Annotated in this window: 17 protein-coding genes; all 17 read right to left on the bottom strand. The window is 34.2% G+C overall.

The features are described from left to right. Positions 1–25: 25 nt before the first annotated feature. Complete coding sequence (locus CVU84_07300; GenBank protein PKM95120.1) at positions 26–598, bottom strand: hypothetical protein; 573 nt, start codon at positions 596–598, stop codon at positions 26–28. Further along, complete coding sequence (locus CVU84_07295; GenBank protein PKM95119.1) at positions 588–1,874, bottom strand: hypothetical protein; 1,287 nt, start codon at positions 1,872–1,874, stop codon at positions 588–590. The genes CVU84_07300 and CVU84_07295 overlap by 11 nt, the downstream gene beginning before the upstream one ends. Before the next feature lie 221 nt (positions 1,875–2,095). After that, complete coding sequence (locus CVU84_07290; protein PKM95118.1) at positions 2,096–2,734, bottom strand: hypothetical protein; 639 nt, start codon at positions 2,732–2,734, stop codon at positions 2,096–2,098. A 274-nt stretch (positions 2,735–3,008) separates the two neighbouring features. After that, entirely contained in the window at positions 3,009–5,381 is a 2,373-nt protein-coding gene (locus CVU84_07285) for a hypothetical protein (protein ID PKM95117.1), read from the bottom strand. A 219-nt stretch (positions 5,382–5,600) separates the two neighbouring features. Beyond that, positions 5,601–8,438 (bottom strand): ABC-ATPase UvrA, encoded by a 2,838-nt coding sequence (gene uvrA, locus CVU84_07280; protein PKM95116.1) that lies wholly within the window; start codon positions 8,436–8,438, stop codon positions 5,601–5,603. A 12-nt stretch (positions 8,439–8,450) separates the two neighbouring features. After that, complete coding sequence (locus CVU84_07275) at positions 8,451–10,439, bottom strand: excinuclease ABC subunit B (protein PKM95115.1); 1,989 nt, start codon at positions 10,437–10,439, stop codon at positions 8,451–8,453. A gap of 659 nt (positions 10,440–11,098) precedes the next feature. Then, positions 11,099–12,358, bottom strand: coding sequence for a hypothetical protein (locus tag CVU84_07270; GenBank protein PKM95114.1), 1,260 nt, complete (start codon positions 12,356–12,358; stop codon positions 11,099–11,101). A gap of 46 nt (positions 12,359–12,404) precedes the next feature. Further along, positions 12,405–13,616, bottom strand: a complete 1,212-nt coding sequence (locus CVU84_07265) for a hypothetical protein (GenBank protein ID PKM95113.1) — start codon at positions 13,614–13,616, stop codon at positions 12,405–12,407. Positions 13,617–13,866: 250 nt separating this feature from the next. Beyond that, positions 13,867–14,997, bottom strand: coding sequence for a hypothetical protein (locus CVU84_07260; protein ID PKM95112.1), 1,131 nt, complete (start codon positions 14,995–14,997; stop codon positions 13,867–13,869). A 17-nt stretch (positions 14,998–15,014) separates the two neighbouring features. Further along, positions 15,015–15,929, bottom strand: coding sequence for an ABC transporter permease (locus CVU84_07255; protein ID PKM95111.1), 915 nt, complete (start codon positions 15,927–15,929; stop codon positions 15,015–15,017). Continuing rightward, a complete protein-coding gene (gene ftsE, locus CVU84_07250; protein PKM95110.1) occupies positions 15,913–16,599 on the bottom strand; it encodes a cell division ATP-binding protein FtsE in 687 nt (228 codons plus the stop codon). Before ftsE ends, CVU84_07255 begins: the two co-directional genes overlap by 17 nt. Before the next feature lie 141 nt (positions 16,600–16,740). Then, on the bottom strand, positions 16,741–17,832 hold the full coding sequence (locus CVU84_07245; GenBank protein ID PKM95109.1) for a CdaR family transcriptional regulator: 1,092 nt from the start codon (positions 17,830–17,832) through the stop codon (positions 16,741–16,743). Positions 17,833–18,000: 168 nt separating this feature from the next. Continuing rightward, positions 18,001–19,113 (bottom strand): sugar ABC transporter ATP-binding protein, encoded by a 1,113-nt coding sequence (locus tag CVU84_07240; protein ID PKM95108.1) that lies wholly within the window; start codon positions 19,111–19,113, stop codon positions 18,001–18,003. A 271-nt stretch (positions 19,114–19,384) separates the two neighbouring features. Beyond that, positions 19,385–20,251, bottom strand: coding sequence for a YitT family protein (locus CVU84_07235; GenBank protein PKM95107.1), 867 nt, complete (start codon positions 20,249–20,251; stop codon positions 19,385–19,387). A 9-nt stretch (positions 20,252–20,260) separates the two neighbouring features. Then, entirely contained in the window at positions 20,261–20,998 is a 738-nt protein-coding gene (locus tag CVU84_07230) for a glycosyltransferase (protein ID PKM95106.1), read from the bottom strand. A 47-nt stretch (positions 20,999–21,045) separates the two neighbouring features. Beyond that, positions 21,046–21,612, bottom strand: a complete 567-nt coding sequence (locus tag CVU84_07225) for a hypothetical protein (protein ID PKM95105.1) — start codon at positions 21,610–21,612, stop codon at positions 21,046–21,048. After that, positions 21,602–22,933, bottom strand: coding sequence for a hypothetical protein (locus CVU84_07220; GenBank protein PKM95104.1), 1,332 nt, complete (start codon positions 22,931–22,933; stop codon positions 21,602–21,604). The genes CVU84_07225 and CVU84_07220 overlap by 11 nt, the downstream gene beginning before the upstream one ends. Between the last annotated feature and the right edge of the window lie 68 nt (positions 22,934–23,001).

Here is a 23,001-nt window from a genome sequence, read left to right as displayed (position 1 = left end):
TTCTTCCAGCCTAATTTTGAAAAGTTTATTTAGCCTTTGTTGCCTTAGTTACCATTGATGCTTGAATTAATCTAAAAACCCCTCCAATTAAAAATAGGTCTCCAATGCTGAGACTCTTTGGGAAGGGGTATGGTTTGGGTAAATGTATAACATCTGCTAAAAACCTCAATCTAGTAGATTCATTTAAAACCGTATGGGTGAGATCTTTTCCTAATTTAAGTGCTTCTACTGTCTCTGCTGACATCAAATGTTCAACAGATCCAATCTCAACAGGCATTCTACCTCCGTTAACCATAATCACACTAAAGTTTAATATGGTACCTATCAAGAGTAAAACAAAACCCTTCTGATTCCGGTTTAATATCAATACAAAGATTAATAAACTATAACATATCAAATGAATCCAAAAAATATTTTCATCAATTACTCGCCAAATAGAGCCAATCTCTTGCATTCTAACAAAAGATGACAAAAATTCAACGAATCCCGCAACAGTAATGAGCCACCACATTTTCACTTGAATATTTAATAGATTTTTTAAATTTCCGCCTCTTAACTTACCGATAATCAGGGGTATACAAAGTGCTTCAACTAGCATAAACCAAATGTTCCTCCTTATAATCGATGTATTGCAATAACGCTTTAACGACTTCTGGCTTAAATTGTTTTCCCGATTCACTAATAATAATTCGTATTGCAACATCATTATCAATAGCTGCTCTATAAGGTCTGTCTGATGTCATCGCATCAAAAGCGTCAGAAACCGATATAATGTACGACTCGATTGGTACCAAATCTTCTCCAATACCCTCGGGATAACCCAAACCATCATACCGTTCATGATGATGTTTAATGATCATCGCTACTTCTGATAAGTTCGCAACTTGCATAAGTATGTTAGCACCAATTTCTGGATGCTTTTTTATTTCAACATATTCTACTTCTTCCAGTTTACCTGGTTTATTCAGTATAATATCATCAATCCCAATCTTTCCAATATCGTGTAATATGGCAGCTGTACGGATTTTATCAATTTGAGTTTCATTTAAACCCATATGTTTTGCTATTTCTACTGCATAATCCGCCACTCTATGGGAATGCCCACATGTATATTGATCTTTGGCATCAATAGCATTAGACAATGCCACAATTGTTTCTGAATACATTCTTTTCATATCTATATAAAGCTTAAACGAATAACGCGCTAATAACAATGGTCCGAAAAAAAGCGCAACTGCAAACATACCGTAATTGCTAAAAATTACAGCAATTATAACACCAAGTGGTGTAATCGCTATGAAGTCTACTAACAGAGCTAACCATGTTTCTTCATTTACGACATTATGAATAGTTTTGTTTTCGATTAAAGATATAAGTGTCAAAAAAATACCCGTATCTAATATGCTAAATATTAAAATAATCATCAAAATACCAATAATATTGTAGCCTTGAAATTGAAATTTCCAGAATAATTTAGTTGAAATATCATAACCAACATTTGCAAAAAATAAAGATATTGCAAATGCACTACCACTAAATAGTCTTTTAATGATAGAACTATTAAATATATGGATTACTTTACCATCAACAGATTCAAAGAAAAGAAGCATTGAAAAAAATGATATGATACATACGACAGGTGATTGAAATATTAATACTGCCGATAGACCTACCCCAAGACTTACTGAAATCGCTATACCGTTACTCATTCTTATGGCAACTGATTCTGCGATAATACCTAATACTGTAAAAAATAACAATGTAGTTATGTTTTCACGCGTTAAATAACCAAATCCTAAAATAACTGAACAGATTCCTAACAGAAGAATGAAGGATATGTACACTTTTAATTTTAATGACGTTTTTTCCATCATGTTATCTCCTTATATATAATTTAGGTCGGCCTATAAACTATCTCCAGCTATGTGTTGCGCCAGATGCCAATAATAAAGATAATATTGTCATTAATAGTGCGATTGCTTTAGTTTTCATTTGATATAGCCTCCTTTTAATCAGGCTCTGCTACTTCGCTAATGATAGCATGCTATATCGCTTCGCTAATGAATCAATGAAAATAAAACCGACCTAAAAAATATTACATAGCTAGTTGTACCACTTTTCTATTAACAGCATCCAGAGTAGCTTTGGCTATGGCTTCATAATCATCTTTTTTAAGTATTGCACAACCGACAAGAAGCTCCTCTCTATCTCTAGATATAAATGAAATTGCAATATTTACTACTTCTTGCTTGGCAACGATTACCTTCACAATGTCTTCAACAATAAATATGTCGTTTATTCCTAGTGAATTATGAACACATTCTATTGTGGCTTGTACAAATAAACGGTATATATTGTTTCTAGAATTTGCACCTTTTACTGTAGATTCAAATTCTTTGCCATCTTTTTTTAGAATTACTTTTATTTCTACCAAATTGTCTACTTGGCAATATCCAATTGCTCCAATGGAGAATCTATGGCTTTTTTCTCCTTTTTCCTCGGAACTGATTTGTGCGACACTAATTTTTTTATGATCAACTTTAATATCAAACTTTGCAATGAGTAAGGATTGAATATCTCGGGATATTTGTTTAGCTCCTCTATTCTGATCAGCAATAATATGTATTTCCTCTATTTCATTATAGTCATTGTAGATGATTTTTGTAGCGTTAATCCCTTCAATGCCATTCATAATTCTTTCCATATCTATTAAATCCGTCCCAATTCTTTCCATATCTTTACTCTCCTTATATACCATCTATTATACTATAAGTCATCTTAATCCATATACTACTCATTATACAGAATAATTTACATTTTTTGTATGGTAATTTACTACCATATTTTAAGCATTTCTCTAGTTTCATGCAATATTTTGTAGGATTATTCCCCAATATTTAAGTTCACTCAAATACACTATTAATTATAGACTATCTTTATAAATTATGAAATAAAAATCCAACAAAAAATGGCTATAGCATAAACTATAGCCATCCTATATGTTTTATTTATGGAATAGTAATCGTTATAACATTACTCGTATACTTTCCATCTTCATATACTGATGTGATTGTTGCATAATAGGTTTGACCAGATGTAATCGTTTCTACATCCCCACCTTGATAGTCCGTTCCTGCAACAAGGACATAGTTAATATTTTCATTATCAGAAATAACAGCAACATATCCATCATCCGGATAACTAGGACTTGTGTTATATTTTGATAACACAACTTTATAATGAGTAAATTTAGTCGCATCAGTTTTTGTCCATGCCAACTTAATTTTGCCATCTACTGTAGAGGAGGTTAAAACTGCCGTTCTTGCAGTTTCTTCATTTATTCCCGGAATCTTTATTGTGACTACATTGCTGGTATATTTTTGATCTCCATATACTGCTGTTATACTCGCATAATAAGTTTCGCCCGCTTTTACTGAACCACTTATATCACCACTATAATATGTGTCCCCTGCCTTAATTTCACATCCTGAGGTAGTTACACTGGTAATGGACTTAGCATAACCGTTTTCTGGATAAGAAGGGGTTGAATCACTTTTAGAAAGAACAACCTTATAATTGGAGAATTCTGCTGCTTCGACATTAGACCAATCAAGAACAACTTTATCTCCTTGAATTGAAGAAGTTAAAGCAGTAGTCCTTGCTTTTACAACAGCTTCACTTGTTCCAGGGATTTTAATGGTAATTACATTACTAGTATATTTTTGATCACCATATACTGCAGTAATGCTTGCATAATATGTTTCCCCTGCTTTAACTGATCCGCTTAAATCGCCACCACTATATGTGTCTCCAGCACCGATTTTACTCTCAGAGCCTGTAACACTCGTAATCACCTTCGCATAACCATTATCTGGATAAGAAGGGGTTGAATCACTTTTAGAAAGAACAACCTTATAGTAGGTGAATCCAGTGGCTGCAACATTGGACCAGTCAAGAGCAACTTTATCTCCTTGGATTGATGATGATAAAATTGTTGTTCTAGCTTTTATAGTAGCATCGGTTGTTCCTGGAATGGTTATGGTAACAACATTGCTTGTATATTTTTGATCTCCATATACTGCTGTGATACTTGCATAATACGTTTGACCTGCTTTAATTGAACCGCCTAAGTCGCCTCCATTATAGGTTTCCCCGGCCTTTAATTCACATCCAGAGGTAGTTGCACTCGTAATAACCTTTGCATAACCATTACTCGGATAAGAAGGGGTTGAATCACTTTTGGAAAGCACAACTTTATAGTAAGAAAATCCAGTTGCCGGTACATTAGACCAATCAAGAACAATTTTATCGCCTTGAACTGCAGAGGATAAAGTCGTTGTTCGAGCTGCTGCTTCACTTGTTCCTGGAATCTTTATTGTAATTACATTACTTGTATATTTTTGGTCTCCATATACTGCCGTTATGCTTGCATAATATGTTTGACCCGCTTTAATTGCTCCGCCTAAGTCGCCACCATTATAGGTGTCTCCATCTTTTAATTCACATCCGGAAGTTGTTACGCTACTAATAGCTTTTGCATATCCGTTATCGGGATAAGAAGGAGTTGAATCACCTTTTGATAGTACTACTTTATAGTAGTTAAATCCGCTTGCTTCAACATTAGACCAATCAAGAACAATTTTACTTCCTTCAGTCTTTGCTGTTAATACAGGCTTCTTTGTTGATACTGATGTATCGTCTATAACAATCTTTGTTTCGTCAAATACTACCTTTTTTTCAATAATTAATCTTGCTAATAAGGTTGCAGCTTCTGCTCTAGTTAAAGTTTGTTTAGGATTAAAGTATTTATTATCATCTCCAACCATTATTCCTTCATTGATTGCTGCAGCAACATACTTTCTTAACATAGGTGAAATACTATTTTCATCTTTTAATGTGCTTAATACACTCATGTCCGTTTTATCCGCCTCAATTCCTAGGCCTTTGACAATTGCTACTGCCATATCCTCTCTTTGAGCTTGTAGTGATGGTTTAAAATAATACTTTCCATTTAATTCGAATCCTGTTAAGTATGGCTTGGCTGTTTCCACGTGTTTATAAAGCCAATCACCTTTTTTTACATCTTCAAATGTTCCTGTTCCAGGATTGATTAGATCTAATTGCATGGTCAATACCATCATTTTTGCAAATTCTCCCCTGAAAACCGCAGATTCAGGTTTAAAGGATTTGTCATCATAACCATTAATAATACCATACTTTGTCATAAGCTCGATGTATTCTCGTGCCCAGTGATCGTCTTTTACATCTTTAAACTTGCCGTTATTTTCATTGTGTTTGTTATTCGTAGCTTGAACCCCAAAGGTGTTAAAAACCATGATTGTCATTACTAAAAATACTACTAATCTCTTTTTTAACTTCATCAAAAATACCTCCTTAGATTTAATTGCGCGATATATTACTCGAATATACCAAAATTTAACTATTTTAAAATCCCTCGAGTATAGTATAACAGCTTTCAAATAAATCTCATTAGGCCCTTATTCCTATTTTCTTCTCTATTATTAAGTTTATTTAACTATTTTATGTCAATTGCATTACAATTTCAAAATTTAGCTTTTTTATAGAGGTTAATATTTTTTCTATTTACCCTTCCTTAATATTTCTTTCAAAAATTGCCCCGTATAGGATGCCTCAACTAGTGCTACCTCTTCTGGAGTTCCTATAGCAATAATTTTACCACCTCTATCTCCACCCTCTGGGCCTAAATCAATAATATAATCTGCCGTTTTAATTACATCAAGATTGTGTTCTATAATCAATACTGAATTACCGTTATGAACCAATCGTTGTAATATAGTAATTAATTTATTGACATCTTCAAAATGAAGTCCTGTCGTTGGCTCATCTAAGATATACATCGTTTTACCAGTACTTCTTTTGCTTAATTCTGTGGCTAACTTTGTTCGTTGTGCTTCTCCACCTGATAAGGTTGTGGAGGGTTGACCTAACTTAATATACGATAATCCCACTTCATTTAGGGTTTCTAATTTGTTTTTTATTTTGGGAACACTCTCAAAAAATTCTAAAGCTTCTTCAACTGTCATATCTAATACATCAGCAATAGATTTCCCTTTATATTTAATTTCCAGTGTCTCTCTATTGTATCTTTTACCTTGACAAACCTCACAAGGAACATAAATATCTGGTAGAAAGTGCATTTCTATTTTGATGATACCATCTCCACTACAAGCCTCACATCTGCCACCTTTGACATTAAAACTAAATCTCCCCTTCTTATAACCTCTCATTTTGGCTTCAGAACTCATTGTGAAAATATCTCTAATATGATCAAAAACTCCTGTATAGGTCGATGGATTAGATCTTGGTGTTCTTCCTATTGGAGATTGGTCAATATCAATTACTTTATCTAAATACTCTAGACCTTTCATATCTTCATGTTTCCCAGGTTTCTGTTTTGCTCTATTTAAGTCTCTCGCAAGTCTTTTATATAATATTTCATTCACAAGAGAGCTCTTACCTGACCCAGAAACTCCTGTAACACAAGTTAAAATACCAAGTGGGATACTAACATCAACACCATTTAAGTTGTTTTCCTCTGCACCAATGATTGATAACCATTTACCATTCGGTTTTCTCCGTTCTGCAGGAATCGCAATTTTTCTTCTACCACTTAAATAATCTCCTGTGATTGAGTTTTCGCATTTCATAATCTCTTCTGCAGTACCAAAGGCAACTATTTCTCCACCATGAACCCCTGCATGAGGACCAATATCCACAATGCAGTCTGCTTGATACATTGTATCTTCATCGTGCTCAACTACGATTAATGTATTTCCTAAATCTTTTAGTCGTTTTAATGTAGTTAGTAATCTGCCATTGTCTCTTTGATGCAAACCAATAGATGGTTCATCTAAAATATATACAACGCCAACAAGACCAGAACCAATTTGAGTAGCCAGTCTTATTCTTTGGGCTTCTCCACCTGATAGTGTCCCTGCTGATCTAGAAAGAGATAAGTAATCCAGTCCTACATCAACTAAAAAGGTAATACGCGCACTAATTTCTTTAATTACCTGTTCCCCAATCATCTTTTGTCTTGGGGTTAAATCAAGAAAATCAATGAAGTTCTTAATTTCTAATATCGACATTTTCGTCACTTGAGCAATGTTATGATCACCAATTTTTACTGCCAATGCTTCAGGCTTCAATCTTTCACCATGACATATAAAGCATGGATTGTTTGTCATATAAGTTTCATATTCTTGTCGCATATAGTCAGATGAGGTTTCTTTATATCTACGTTCTAGGCTATGTACGATTCCTTCAAACTGCATCTCGTAAGCGCCCGAACCTCTTTCTGTCGAATAATTCACAGTTACTTTATCACCCTTAGTACCATACATAAGCATATTCTTAATATCCTCTTGAAGATCAATATATGGTATGTCCAAGCTAAAACTGTACTTTTTTGCTAGTGCTTCAAACATGGCTCGAACATAACTATCTCCCGTCGATGAAGCTGCCCAACCAGGCGCAACAATAGCCCCACCCGAAATACTTAGGTGAGAATTGGGGATAATAAGCTCGGGATCAAAATTCATATTATAACCTAATCCATGACACTCCGGACAAGCACCAAATGGATTGTTAAAGGAAAACATCCTAGGTTCAATTTCGTCTATATTAATACCACAATCAATACATGAAAAGTTCTGACTAAAGTCTAATCTATCCTTATCAATAACATCAACTGTTAAGAGCCCTCCAGTAAGTTTCATTACGCTTTCAATAGAATCCGATAATCTTCTATCTATACCTTTCTTCACTATGAGCCTATCTATTACAATCTCAATCGTATGTTTTATATTTTTATCCAAAGTAATTTCTTCAGATAGCTCATATAAATTGCCATCAATCATGACTCTAACATATCCACTTTTCTTAGATTGCTCTAAAAGCTTCGTATGTTGCCCTTTTCTACCTCTTACTACCGGAGCCAATAGTTGAATCCTTGTTCCTTCTTCCAATTCTAATATGCTGTCTACAATTTGATCTATTGATTGTTTTTTTATTTCTTTTCCACATTGAGGACAATGGGGAATACCAACTCTCGCATATAGCAATCTAAAATAATCATAAATCTCTGTTACCGTACCCACAGTTGATCGTGGATTTCTATTTGTTGATTTTTGATCTATAGAAATTGCCGGAGATAATCCTTCTATACTATCGACATCTGGTTTTTCCATCTGTCCTAAAAACTGCCTAGCATAGGAAGACAAGGATTCGACATATCGCCTTTGTCCTTCCGCATATAATGTATCAAAAGCTAACGAAGATTTCCCTGACCCGCTTAATCCAGTAAAGACGATAAACTGATTTCTTGGCAGTGTTAAATCTATGTTTTTTAAGTTGTGCTCTCTAGCACCTTTAATGATAATTTCATCTTTAGCCATTTTCACACCTCATTAATGGTTTTCCTGTAAATATTTTTTAAGTTTTATAAGTTCATCTCTAAATTGAGCAGCTTTTTCAAAATCTAAATCAGCTGCTGCTTTTTTCATATCAGTTGTAACCTTTTTAATTGATTCCATTAGCTCATCTATACTCATGGATTCAGGATCTTTATCAAGGGAATATCTGCTCTTTTCTTCAGAAACCTTGCTTATTCTAATGATATCTCTTACTGCTTTGATAATAGTCGTTGGTGTTATGCCATGTTCAATATTATAGTCTTCTTGAATTTTCCTACGCCTATTCGTTTCACCTATGGCACGCTCCATGGAACCTGTCATTCTATCAGCATACATAATTACTCTTCCGCGTTCATTTCTTGCAGCACGCCCAATTGTTTGAATTAATGCTGTTTCAGAACGCAAAAAGCCTTCCTTATCGGCATCTAAAATGGCAATAAGAGAAACTTCCGGTATATCTAAGCCTTCTCTTAAAAGGTTAATTCCAATTAACACATCAAAAATATTAGAGCGTAAATCACGTATAATCTCAATCCTCTCTAAGGTATCAATATCAGAATGAAGATATCTAACTCTTATTCCTATCTCCTTCAAATAATTCGTTAAGTCCTCAGACATTTTCTTGGTTAAGGTAGTTATTAATATTTTTCTGCCCTCCTCAATTTCCTTCCTAACCTCATGTATTAAATCATCTATTTGCCCCTTTACAGGCCTTACCTCAACCTGTGGATCCACCAATCCTGTTGGTCTAATTATTTGCTCTGCATACATCTGCTCATGTTCTTTTTCATATGGTCCTGGTGTAGCTGAAACGAATAATATTTGATTTATTTTAGATTCAAATTCATTAAAATTCAATGGTCTATTATCCTTTGCTGATGGAAGCCTAAAACCAAAATCAACCAAGTTTTGTTTTCTTGCTTGGTCACCCGCATACATTCCTCTAATTTGAGGTATCGACATATGTGACTCGTCAACAATCATTAAGAAATCCTTTGGAAAATAGTCTATCAACGTATGCGGAGGCGCTCCCTCTGCTTGTCCTGTCAAATGTCTTGAATAGTTTTCTATTCCTGAACAAAACCCCGTTTCTCTTAACATTTCTATATCAAAGCCTGTTCTCTCACCTATTCTTTGAGCTTCAATTAGCTTATCCTCTTCCTTAAATTCCTTTACTCTTAATACCGCTTCTTCTTCAATCGCTTTTATTGCTCTATCAAGGTTTTCTGGAGCTGTAACATAATGAGATGCCGGAAATATAACTGCATGCGAAAGATCTCGAAGCACATGTCCCGTCAATGAATTAATTTCTGTAATTCTTTCTATCTCATCCCCAAAAAATTCAATCCTGATTGCATTCTCATCTGATGTAGCCGGAAACACTTCAACAACATCTCCTCTTACCCGAAAGGTACTTCTAGAAAAATCCAAATCATTTCGATCATATTGAATGTCGACCAATTTACGAAGTACCGCATCTCGATCCTTAGTCATCCCCGGTCTTAAGGACAACACCATTTCCTTATAATCAATCGGACTACCAAGCCCATATATACACGATACACTGGCAACAATTATAACATCATCCCTCTCAGATAATGACGCAGTCGCTGAATGCCTAAGCTTATCTATTTCATCATTTATTGATGAATCCTTCTCAATAAAGGTATCCGTGGAAGGCACATAAGCTTCAGGTTGATAATAATCATAATAGCTTACAAAATACTCTACTGCATTATTCGGGAAAAACTCTTTAAATTCACTATAAAGCTGGGCAGCCAAAGTCTTATTATGTGCTAATATCAACGTAGGCTTCTTAAGCCTCGTTATAATATTTGCCATAGTAAAAGTTTTCCCAGATCCTGTAACCCCTAACAATGTTTCATATATATTCCCCGCTTCAAACCCATCCACCAATTCCTCAATCGCTTGAGGTTGATCGCCTGTAGGCTCAAATTCCGCTACCAAATTAAATTCCGCCATTTTATCACCCTACCTTTCGGATTACATCATTATTTACTTCCCTATAACCAGAATCACCAATGATTGTTCATTCATACTAATTTCTATGCCTATTATTATATCACAAAATTTCACAAATGCAAACATATGTTCCAAATTCAAAATTATGTACATCAATCATTTAAATGAAAACCATTAATGTCTGGTTCAGAATAGCAAAAGTGACATTAAGTCTTGCACACATTTCTAGTATAACAAAGGTTAAGTTGCCTGCCTGCGCTAGGAAGGAGTTCATATGCAAGAACAAATAACTAGTGGCAACCGTAAGAACCTCAACCTTGAAGAGCGTAATTATATTGAACAATGTCTTAAAGAAGGATAGCGATTTAACGAAATAGTAAGTAACACTGTGGGGTGAAATCCTAAAACCTTTTAAAATCCTAAAATGATCGGCAAACTATACTTCTTCATTACAGAGATAAAAAGGCTCTACCATCGGTAGAGACAAAGAGGTTATACTATGTGTTTGTTAGTGGAGCAGGATGCGGAACGGCGTGACTTAACCCGCATGGACGCGGGTTGGAGCGAAAAAAACACTTAGTATAACCTCTTTGTTGACTGTCTTACATTCTACTACATCGCCTTTTTATCGACAACCCAATCTTCTATCCTACGAACTTTTACCTCCGCTTTCTATACCTAAGCAAATCAAGCACTCCAACCTTCTTCAAACTCTCATACTTAAACAACACCCTCGGATTCTCCGGCAATATCTTAATCCCAAGATTATCAAGTCCAGCCGGATACGCCTTTATCTCATGAGTATTCAACTCTCTATTAAAATTTTCCGTCTCTATCCACATAAATGTCCATTTATTATCCATCAACTCTTTAAAGTGCTGCGCATTCACAACTTCCAAGTCATTAATCTTTTTGATAATTTGCCCTTTTTTCATTCCAACCTTTTCAGCAATACCTCCTTGGATGATACTCATAATTCTGATACCTCGATCTGGTACTGTGTAGATTGGTTCATGCCGTTTTTCATGTCTTTGTTCAAGAAGCATAATTGCTTCATGTAGGGCTGCCATTAAAACCAACCCAATTACCATTAGTACCCTGTCTTCTTTCCCTAAAACTGCTATTGCAATAATCAGCATGCTATATAAAAATAACATAATCCCTGTTTTCTTAGCTCTCTTTTCTGGTTGTTCAGAAAAGGTTACCGTGCTATATCCAAGAATACCCACAAAGGGCATTAGACCAAAAAACAATGAGTTCAATAATGGATTAGAGGGCTTCAGTAGTGGCCACCAATCAGGCATTTGGATCACGTTTCCAGATGCTTCTCCTGCTGTAACAAATAGTATCGCTAGAGGTATTGGCCAATATTTTTGAAGGATGTGCCCTTGAATAATCTTACCTTCTTTTTTACAAATGATAGGCATGCAATCATCTGCACCAACAAAATAGATTAATAGGCTCTCCATTAAATGAAGAATACCAACTAGTGTAATTAATCCCGATACATTCATATTCATATTTGGTAATGCATATCCAAATATGATTTGCCCATTCAATATTAACGCCAAAAGGCCCATAACTGCTGCAGAATAAGATATACATAAATACCTTACCTGAATTAAGGACAGCGCTAATGATATAGGCAATAAATAAATTATATATACTGTAGAATTAACAGGCAAACCTGTTAATATAATGATTAAACTTCCAATGATCCCTACTAGTATACCTTGAAGCACAGATTCAATGAGTGAACCAATAGGCGACTTAGCGTTTTCTATATTATATATGTTTGTATTGTAGATTTTTCTTATTAGAAAATACACAGTCCAAACCACCATCAAAAACCAATAATTATAAACTGATTTAGAAATGGCAATTAACGTAATATGAATAATCTCTAATAGCTGATTCATACTCTGTCCCCCCATTGTAACCAATAATTTAATGCACCTTTACTTCTTATTTGTACAATCCTTTCATAACTTCTATCGCTTTAATGAGTTGTGTATCTTTATCTCTATCAATTTTAAATTTATTTTTAATATCATCCGGCAACTTAACTTCTACGTCAGGTTGAATCCCTATTTTATGAATGTAATTACCTGCTGGAGTGAAGTATTTAGCAATAGTAACCTTAATTGCTGAACCATCATCCAATTGATAGGAACCTTGCACTAAGCCTTTTCCAAAGGTCTTTGTTCCAACTATTTTTCCAGCTTTATGATCTTTTACAGCTCCTGCCAATATTTCGGAGGCACTTGCACTGTATTCATTCACAAGAATAACGAGTGGCTTACTAAATTGATGCTCTTTATCAGAGAAAATTTCTTCTCTCTTTCCATCTTTATCTTCAGTGTATACAATTAGTCCTTCCTTCAACAATTCATCTGCGATTTGAGAAACAATATAAACAAGACCACCTGGATTATTTCTCAAATCAATAATCATTCCTTTTTGATCTTGTTCTTCTAAAGCTTGAAACGCCACCATAAATTGATCATAAGTAACTTCTTGAAAACCACTTATATTCATATATCCAATATCACCCTCAAGCATTTCGTAAGCTACTGTTTCCATATTAATTACATCTCTGACTATACTAAGGTCTAATATCTTATCATCTTGCTTTCTGTAAACTGACAAAACAACTGTAGAACCTTTAGGTCCCTTGATCAACTTTACCGCTTCCTCTAACGTCATACCGGATATTTCTGCACCGTCTACCTTTAAAATACGATCTCCTTGATGTACACCAGCCTTCTCGCCAGGAGATCCTGCAAAAGGTGAAAGCACCTCAATATCTTCTCCATTTTCTCCAAAAGTAACCACGACACCAATTCCTTCATAGCTCCCAGCTGAATCCTCTAAAAACAAATTAAACTGTTCTTTAGAAAAATAGCTGGTGTACGGATCCCCTATTCCACTTACATATCCTTCGTATGCTGCTTCTATTAACGCATCATTATCGTATTCTTCATAATACTTTGATTCTAAGACTTTATCAATGTCCTCAAGCTTATCCGTTAAATCTTCATATTCCTTCTCATCAACTGCATCAAGCACACTTGGAATATTGTTGTTTATTTTAGTTACTCCTAAAACAACAACCCATAATATCCCCATTAATAAAACACCCGTCATCATACCATATAAATAAGCTCTTTTGTTCATTTTATTCTCCTCACTTAACAAGATAGTGGCCGACGCACCATACTTATATCATTTTATTTTTCTCGTTTTATTATTATACCATATTATATGTAAATGCATTTTAATAAATAGGCTGCTCGAGTTAAAACCCTCGTTACACTTCTGCCGCTTTTCCAATTGCAAATTGATAACTTTTTTAGTGTAAAACAAAAACAATCAACGCAAAGAACTCCGTTGATTGTTTGAATGCCACAATATTATAAAGTCTTTACTATTCAAAATAATCTAATGGGTTGACCCATTTACCACCCACCTGAACACCAAAATGGAGATGATTTCCTGTTGACCAGCCAGTACTACCAATGTTAGCAATCACTTGACCTCTCGTGACAGTATCTCCTTCGCTAACCAAACGTTTCGAATTATGAGCATATAAAGTAGCATATCCACTACCATGGTCAATAACGATTACATTTCCATAGGAATTGCTCCATCTTGAAGAAATAACAACTCCATTTGCAGCTGCGGTAACATTCGTTCCATAAGGGGCTGGAATATCTAGTCCCGTGTGCGATTCAACATACCCATATATGGGATGTATTCTTGTAGCAAAGTAAGAGGATATGTAATAATGGCCTCCAACTGGCCAACTTAGTTCACCACCAGCATATTTTAAATTACTTTCGTTTAGCTTTTTAATAATGAGTTGATCAAGTTCTGCTTCCGCTTTTTTCCACTCATCAAGTTGTTGTAACAGCAATTCTTTATCATTTTCTATCGTCTTCATAAGTGCATTTTGTTGCGAAACCAAAGCTTCTAGTGAATTTTTATGTAGTTCTGCTTCTGCCTTTAAGTGTTCTAATTCTGCATGTTCAGTAACTAGCTTTGCTTTTGTTGTTTGAATTTCTAATTCAATCTGTGCTAGCTTCTCAAACATTTGATCATCATATTCAACTATTTCATTTAAATATTCTAAACGAGTAAAAAAATCAGTTATATTCTTTGATTCAATTAATACATCAATATAGCCAGAATCACCATATTCATACATAACTTTGATACGTTCGATCGCTTGTGTCTTGTACTTTTCTTGATCCAAAATAGCTTGGTCCAACCTTTTTTGTTCTTCCTCAATTTGTGTCTGCTTCGCAACGAGTTGTGTTTCAAAACCTTCAACAATTAATGAAGTTTGTTGTAGCTCAGTATTAATCTTTTCTAGGCTTGCATTTAGTTCCTCTAACGAGGCCTCTTTATGCTCAAGCTCCTCTTTTCCCTCTTGTATACTATTTTCAATATCATCTTTTTTATCTTCTAATTCATCTAATGTAGTCGCAAATAAATTAACAGTAAGTAATATAAATACGAATAAAAGCGCTATTATGTGTTTGATAACTCGTTTCATAGATTCCCTCCCTGTCCTTACACTTTTAAATGCTTATGAATGGTCATCATACTTCCTACAACCCCAATTCCTGCGCCTATTAAAATTGACAACGGAACAAGTCGTACAAATATGGCACTAACTGGCATAAAAAGCAAATAATCATCTAGTAAAATGTATTTTTGCAATATTCTAGAAATAATATCTGTGTAAAAATAAAAAATGATTCCTAACGGTATGATAGATCCAACAAGTCCAATCACCGCACCTTCAATCACAAAGGGACCTCTAATAAAAGTATCGGTAGCTCCAACATATTTCATAATATTGATTTCTCGTTTTCTCAACTCAATCGTAAGCCTTACCGTGTTAGAAATAAGAAAGACAGAAATAATAATCAAAATTGCTACAAGTGCAATACTAAAATATTTAATTAAATCACTTATGCTCTTTATCACATTCGTAACTTGACGATCCTCTCTAATATGACTTACGTCAGGAAGTGTATCTAAATAAGTAACCAAGCTTGCTTGTTTGCTAATATCATTTAAAAACACTTGTAAAGATGCTGAATCCTTCAATGGATTTTCATTTTCAAAGCCTGCCAATAATTGCTCTCTACCTTTAAAATAATCTGCTTTAAAGCCTTCCCAAGCTTCCTCAGCACTAATATATGTAATCGAATATACTTCTTCGCGTTGTCCGATAATAGTTTTTAACTCATCAATACGTTCTTGTGTTATTCCGTCTTCGAAAAATACGGATACTCCGATGTTGTTTTGAATTTCATTAACCATAAAATCAACATTTGAAATAATAGAATAGAAAATTCCAATAATTAAAATACATGCACTGATTGTCCCGATGGAAGCTAATGTCATTAGTCTGTTCTTGTATAAATTAATTACTCCTTGCTCAACACAATATCCAAAAGTTTTAATCTTCATAACCATAATCCCCCTTTTGAATATCTTTAGCTACTGTTCCTGCCTTAATCGTAATTACTCTTTTCTTCATTGCATTTACTACTTCTCTATTATGTGTTACTACTACTACTGTGGTACCTCTCATATTTATATCTAATAGGAGTTTCATTATTTCCCACGAAGTTTTTGGATCTAGATTTCCTGTTGGCTCATCACATAATAAAATCTGCGGATTATTAATAATGGCTCTAGCTAAGGCTGCCCTTTGTTGTTCACCACCTGAAAGCTCATGTGGAAACCGATCAGATTTCTTAGATAATCCAACCATTGATAATACCATAGGAACGGACCGTCTAATTTTTCTAGTAGACGTCTCTGTGATTTTCAAGGCAAATGCCACATTGTTGTACACCGTCATTTTGTTTAACAATCTAAAGTCTTGAAATACAACACCCATTTTTCTTCTTATCTTTGGTACTTTACTATGTTTAACATGGGTGACGTCTTGTTCATCAATATATAATTTACCATCCGTTGCATCTAATTCCTTCATAAGAAGCTTAATCAAGGTTGTCTTCCCCGAACCGCTATTGCCTACGATAAATACAAATTCACCCTTTTCTATTTCTAAAGTGATGTCATCTAAAGCCTTCACTCCATTGGGATAAACTTTTGTAACGTTTTCAAACCGTATCATTGCTTGCCTGCCTCCTATCCCATATCATTTTGTCTTTCATTGTTTCAAAACATGCCAAAAAAACCTATCTTTCTACATGTCTCTCATTATCTTACTACAGACACGGGAATAATTCTATAGGTAAATACTCGTAATATTAATTTAATAATCTGATTCAATCATATGCTTCATATATTTTACTACCATAAGTGCAATCTTAAAAGTAATCGCATCATCAAATACTCTTAAATCTAATCCAGTATTTTTTTGCAGCTTATCTAGTCTGTAAACCAAGGTATTTCTATGAATATATAATTGTCTTGATGTTTCAGATACATTTAGGCTATTTTCAAAGAACTTATTAATCGTTGTAAGTGTTTCTTCATCAAAATCATCAGGTGATTTTGTACTAAAGATTTCGGAGATAAACATCTTACATAAAGGTATTGGCAATTGATAAATAAGTCTTCCAATGCCTAAATTGTCATATGCCATAACATGTTTCTCAACAAAGAAAATCTTTCCAACTTCTAATGCCATTTTTGCTTCTTTATAAGAACGAGATACATCCTTAATATCTTTAACAATCGTTCCAATCGCTATATAGACTGAACTCAATGCTTCTGCATTTAACGTATCTAATATGGCACTTGCCATTTTTTCCATATCTTCGATTGTCTCTGAATCCTTTAATTCTTTTACTAGAATTATATTTTTCTCATCTACAGCTGTAATGAAATCCTTTGTTTTTGAAGGAAATATATTTCTAACAATTTCTAATGCATTTGCATCTTTTTCAATCTTCGTTTCAATAATCAAAGTAACTCTTCTTACGTCCATTTCAATATGCAGTTTTTTTGCTCTATTGTAAATATCCACAAGCAATAGATTATCAAGAAGAAGGTTTTTGACAAAGTTATCTTTATCGAATCTTTCCTTATACGCAACCAATAGGTTTTGTATTTGAAAAGATGCAATTTTCCCAATTTTATATACATCCTCCGCTTCACCCTTTGCAGAAATTACATACTCAGGCGAATGGTCATCAAAAACCTTGAAAAATTGGTATCCTTGTATCAATTGGCTTTCTGCTTGGGATATAACAAAATCCGCAACAGCGGTATTATATTCATCGATAATTCCATCTTCTGTTGTCGCAATAATCTTTCCATCTAAATCCATTACACTTAGCTCGATTCGTGTAATAGCTTTTAGTCCATCAATCGTATTTTGCAATATTTGATTTGATATCATCTTCTTAGCTCCTTTTCAAGTACTGTTTACTCTTTCTATACATTCTATACTCTAGTTTCTATTTTATAACATATTGTGAAAAATTAAAAGAGGAAATGCATAATTTTGTGCATTTCCTCTAAATATAGTTATTTTACTGCTAAAACTAGCCCTTAATAGCAATTAAAACTAATTACTTATTGAATCTTCTGTATCTTTGTCAAAAAAATGTATTTTATTCAGATCTAATCCAATGTGTATTGTATCGCCTTCATTTGCCAAAGCTCTAACATCAACTTTTGCTGTAATATCGAAGTCCTCTGCATTTAGATATAGGTATGCTTCAGCACCCAATATTTCTATCGCTTCTACTGTCGCCTTAACAATGCTGCCCTTCGATGCTTCAAGAAAAATTTGTGAATTATGTATATTCTCAGGACGAATACCCATAATTATTTCTTTATTCAAATATCCTTTTTCTAAGAGTAAACTTTCTTTGCTTTTTGGCAACTGGATTCTCTGGTTGCCAAATAATAACTCTAACCCCTGATCTACGGGTGAGACGATACCTTCAATAAAATTCATGGAAGGTGCCCCGAAAAACCCTGCCACAAACTTATTTTTAGGTTTCGTATATAAATTGATCGGAGTGTCTACCTGTTGAATAATTCCATCTCTCATTACAACCAATCTAGTTCCTAAGGCCATAGCCTCAACATAGTCATGTGTTACATATATTACAGTCGTTTGTAGCTTTTTATGTAGCTTTGCTAGTTCCATTCTTACTTTAATACGTAGCTTTGCATCCAAATTTGACAAGGGTTCATCCATTAAAAAAACCTTTGGTCGTTTCACAAGTGCTCTTCCCATTGCAACTCTTTGTTGCTGTCCACTTGATAAGGAACACGGCATTCGATCTAGCAATTGCTCAACTTTTAATGTTTTAGCTGCTTCTAGGACACGCTCATGTATTTCATTTGAAGAGACTTTTTTTGCTTTAAGTCCCGCAGCAATGTTTTGATAAACCGTCATATCTGGATACAATGCATAATTCTGAAATACCATAGCAATATCTCTATCAATAGGCTCTATACTATTTGCAAAGACATTATCGATAAATAATTCTCCCTCAGTAACTTCTTCTAATCCTGCAATCATACGCAAGGCTGTAGATTTTCCACATCCTGATGGTCCAACCAAAATAACGAATTCTTTGTCTTCAATTTCTAAACTCAAATCTTGCACAGCTGTAATTCCATTTGGATAAATCTTTTTAATTCCCTTCAAGGAAATATTTGCCATATTATCCTGCTCCCTATGTCAAATTTATGCACGAATTTCTCTTTAGTAACTATACTATAGATATATTACTTATGCCACCTATTATTTCTACAAAGAATTCTAAAAATCTTTGTGTAATATGCACACTGCATGTATTAATGAATATATACGCTAAAAAAAGCAGAAAAAAAGTGTCTATTATAGACAAATTATTTTTTCCCACTTGTTCTCCTACAATAATGCTATAGGCATTTTATACTAATTTTGTTGGAAAAGCTCGCCACATTTCTTCCTATTCTAGGAACCCTTCTCCAAGAACTTCCCTTACATCTGCAACAATAACAAACGCATTCTTATCTTGGCTTCTAACAATATCTTTTAATTGAACAATTTGTCGTTGAGAAACGACACACAACAATACCTTCTTTGCTATTCCAGTGTACATACCCTCACCATGAAGTCCAGTAAGGCCTCTCTCAAGCTTATCAAATATTTCCTTTGTGATTTCTTCTTCCTTTTCAGTAATAATAAAAGCCGCCTTAGCGAAGCTCATACCCTCTAAAAGAGCATCAATCACTTTAACTGATATATATACCGAAATTAATGCATACATGGTTTTTTCCGGTCCAAATACAAAAAACCCAAATGCAATAATCATTCCATCTAAAAACATCATAATCTTAGCAATAGATATATAATTTATAAAATGTTGAATGATACTAGCCGCAAGATCCGTTCCCCCTGTTGTAGCAAGTGCATAGAAAACGAGCCCAAGTCCAATACCAGACAATACTCCACCAAAGATACATCCAAGCAAAATGTCTTCTGTAATTGACGCCATTCCTTGTGTTAAATATAAAGCTAAAGATAGATAAAGGGTAGCAAAAATACTTTTTCTTCCAAAGCTTTTCCCCTTTACTAAAACAGCAATTAAAAACAACGGCACATTGATTACTAGATTTGTAATCCAAATAGGTATGCCGCCTGTCACAATATTCTCTGTTACTTTTTTAATTATGATTGCTATCCCAGTAACACCACCGATAACCATGCCTAAATCATCAAAAAACAAATTAATAGCAAGCGCCAAAAAGGTTGTACCAATAACAATTAGAAGATAGTCAATTACTGGGTTTTTTCTACTTATACCTACCATCATTATCTCCCTTTATCTATACTCTTTTCGATGTATAAATACATCTACTAAAAAAATAGGTAACTTCATCATTCTTTTTAAACGAGTTGGTTGTGTAATTAATCTATAAAACCATTCGAGTCCTAATTTAATGAAAAGCTTTGGCGCTCTTTTTATTTCTCCAGACATTACATCAAAGCTACCTCCAACACCAATACACACCTTCACATTTAGGGCTTCAATATGATCAAATAACCATTTTTCTTGCTTAGGAGCTCCTAATCCAATTAGTAATAAGTCTGGCTTCAACTCGTTGATTTGCAACAGTATTTTCTGTTCCTCTTCTTTGTCGAAATATCCATCATGGGTACCAACAATTTTTAATCCATTATGTTGGTGCATCATCCTTTTTGCGGCTTTGTTTGCAATCCCTGGTGCTGCCCCAAAAAAATAAACGGTCTTTTCTGTACTCTTAATGGCTTTAAATATGTTTTGTACCAAGTCATATCCCGCCACTCTTTCAGGTAATGGATTTTTGATTATTTTCGAGCCAATTACGACACCTATTCCATCAGCAACAATAAGGTCACCTTTATTTATAATATGTAGGAAGTCACTATTCTTAGTAGCTTCCATTACAATTTCTGGATTAGCAGTGAAAATCATTCTCTTATGAACATCCTCTAAAAAACTTAAGGCCAGCTTAGTTGCTTCGTTCATTGTTACAGCGTCAAAATGAACTCCTAGTATATTAATTTTATTACTTTTCATTACAAGCACTCCTCAAATAATTTGTTTTTAATGCCATACTCTGTTGCCTACTGAAGAGTATAATTACCTTGCACCATAATATAGCTTTTTTTGCTAATAGACAAACCTCTACCATCTGCCTTTGGTACTATTAATAAGTGATTCGCTTCAACAATTTCTTCCCCTTTAACGTCTTTTCCACCAGTAACATCCGCTAGTCCATCGCCTGCAGAATTTGCAATTACCTTTGCTTGACCTGACCTCACAATAAACTGTGTACTATCTCCACCAATTATCTTTTTACCTGCGTCTACAGTAACTACCACATAACCCTTTGAAACACTAACGCCATTTGCAGCGATTACGGCAAGCTTGTTATCTATATATTTATATATTTCAGTCATATTTGTTGGTTGCGTTGATCCCGTTGTTCCAGTTTGTCCCATCATAGCCTTTACTTCTTTTAATAGGTCACCATTTAGCTTATCAACGTAGCTTTTTGTTACCAAAGGATCAGAAACAGAACCAGGGTCGCTACTAGCGGCTTTGGTTTTATCATATACAACACCAATTGTTATTAACAATGATACACACATTATAATCATAACAAATTTTGTTTTCATATTATTCGCCATCGCTTTCTCCTAATATAATGATTACTCCAGTTTCTTCTTCTAACAGACTCTCCTTCACTTCGATTGAAGGATTCTCAAAGAAAGGTGCCAATTCTTGTCCAACTTTATCGTTTGGAACAATTAACCTAGTAGCGCTTACAGGTTTTTCTGTATAGTCAATTGCTTCTGATACTGTATATCCACCTTCTTCTAATGTTCCTTTATATTTTGCAGCAAGACCAGATGTATATGTACCATTTTGTACTGAAATATTTAAAGTTTTAACATCTATTAAAACCTCTTCTTCTACTTCAGTTTCAGCATTTTCCAACGTTGCATTTATGATACTGTCAAATAGGGCTTTCGTACCAACTTCATCGTGGATAAAGTAGGATCTTCCAATCGTTTTAGTATCTCCTGGTATTGTCTCAATTGAAATATTTTCTGCTGAGATATCATCTATATAATTAACATAATCAATTGCCGTCACAAAATCCGTTTCAACATACACCAATACGGACTTTGCTATGTTCACAATATTCATTTTGTTTTCTACTACTAATAATTGCTCAATAAAGGATTTCATAAACTTGTGCTGGGTCTCTATTCTACCCAAGTCACCATTTGCATAACCCTTTCGATAACGAATAAGTTGTTCCGCTTGATCACCATCGATATATTGAACTCCCGCATCTAAATTAATATATAGGTCCTGAAATGGGTCTGAATAATTCATATCAAATGGAATATCAACCTCAATTGGTCCAACAATATCAACAATCTTCGTAAAGCCATCAAGATTTAAAGTCATATAATAATCAATATCTATATCTAAGGTCTCTTCTATGATTTTTACCGAAGCATCATTTCTATCCTCAGGTTCATAATATGCAGGTATTTCATTTATTTTAATCGTTTGATTAACACCACTTCTACGTTCTTGTATATCTTCATACATATCATCAGGTATAGTAACCATAGTATCTCTTGGTATTGAAACAATATCAATTTTTTTTGTTTCATTATTAAAAAATAATAGCATAACTACGTCTGTTCTAAACTTGTCCTTGTCTAGACCAAAAACAGCAAAAGTAGTTATCTTCTTTAGTTCTTCAGCGTCTTTGCCAACCTTTGGGTCAGTTTTCCCTAAATTTTTAACCAAAAGGGATACCCCAGTTCCTATTAAAACTACAATTGTTAACATAATAAATGCCAAAACAAACACCTTTAGAAATTTGCTTAATAATCTGTTTTTAGATTTTTTCTTCTTCTGTACTTCTCTAGCCACTTGTTGCCTCCTGTGTAATGTTACTATACTTAAATAAGTATACCAAATGATCATGTATTTTTCAATCTATCTGTTTAGAGATGTTGAGCAAACAAAGTTACTATTAATGAAGTTTACTTCTT

Source organism: Firmicutes bacterium HGW-Firmicutes-1, from assembly GCA_002841625.1.
Lineage (GTDB): Bacteria > Bacillota > Clostridia > Lachnospirales > Vallitaleaceae > HGW-1.
This window is presented reverse-complemented; position numbering and strand designations above follow the sequence as displayed.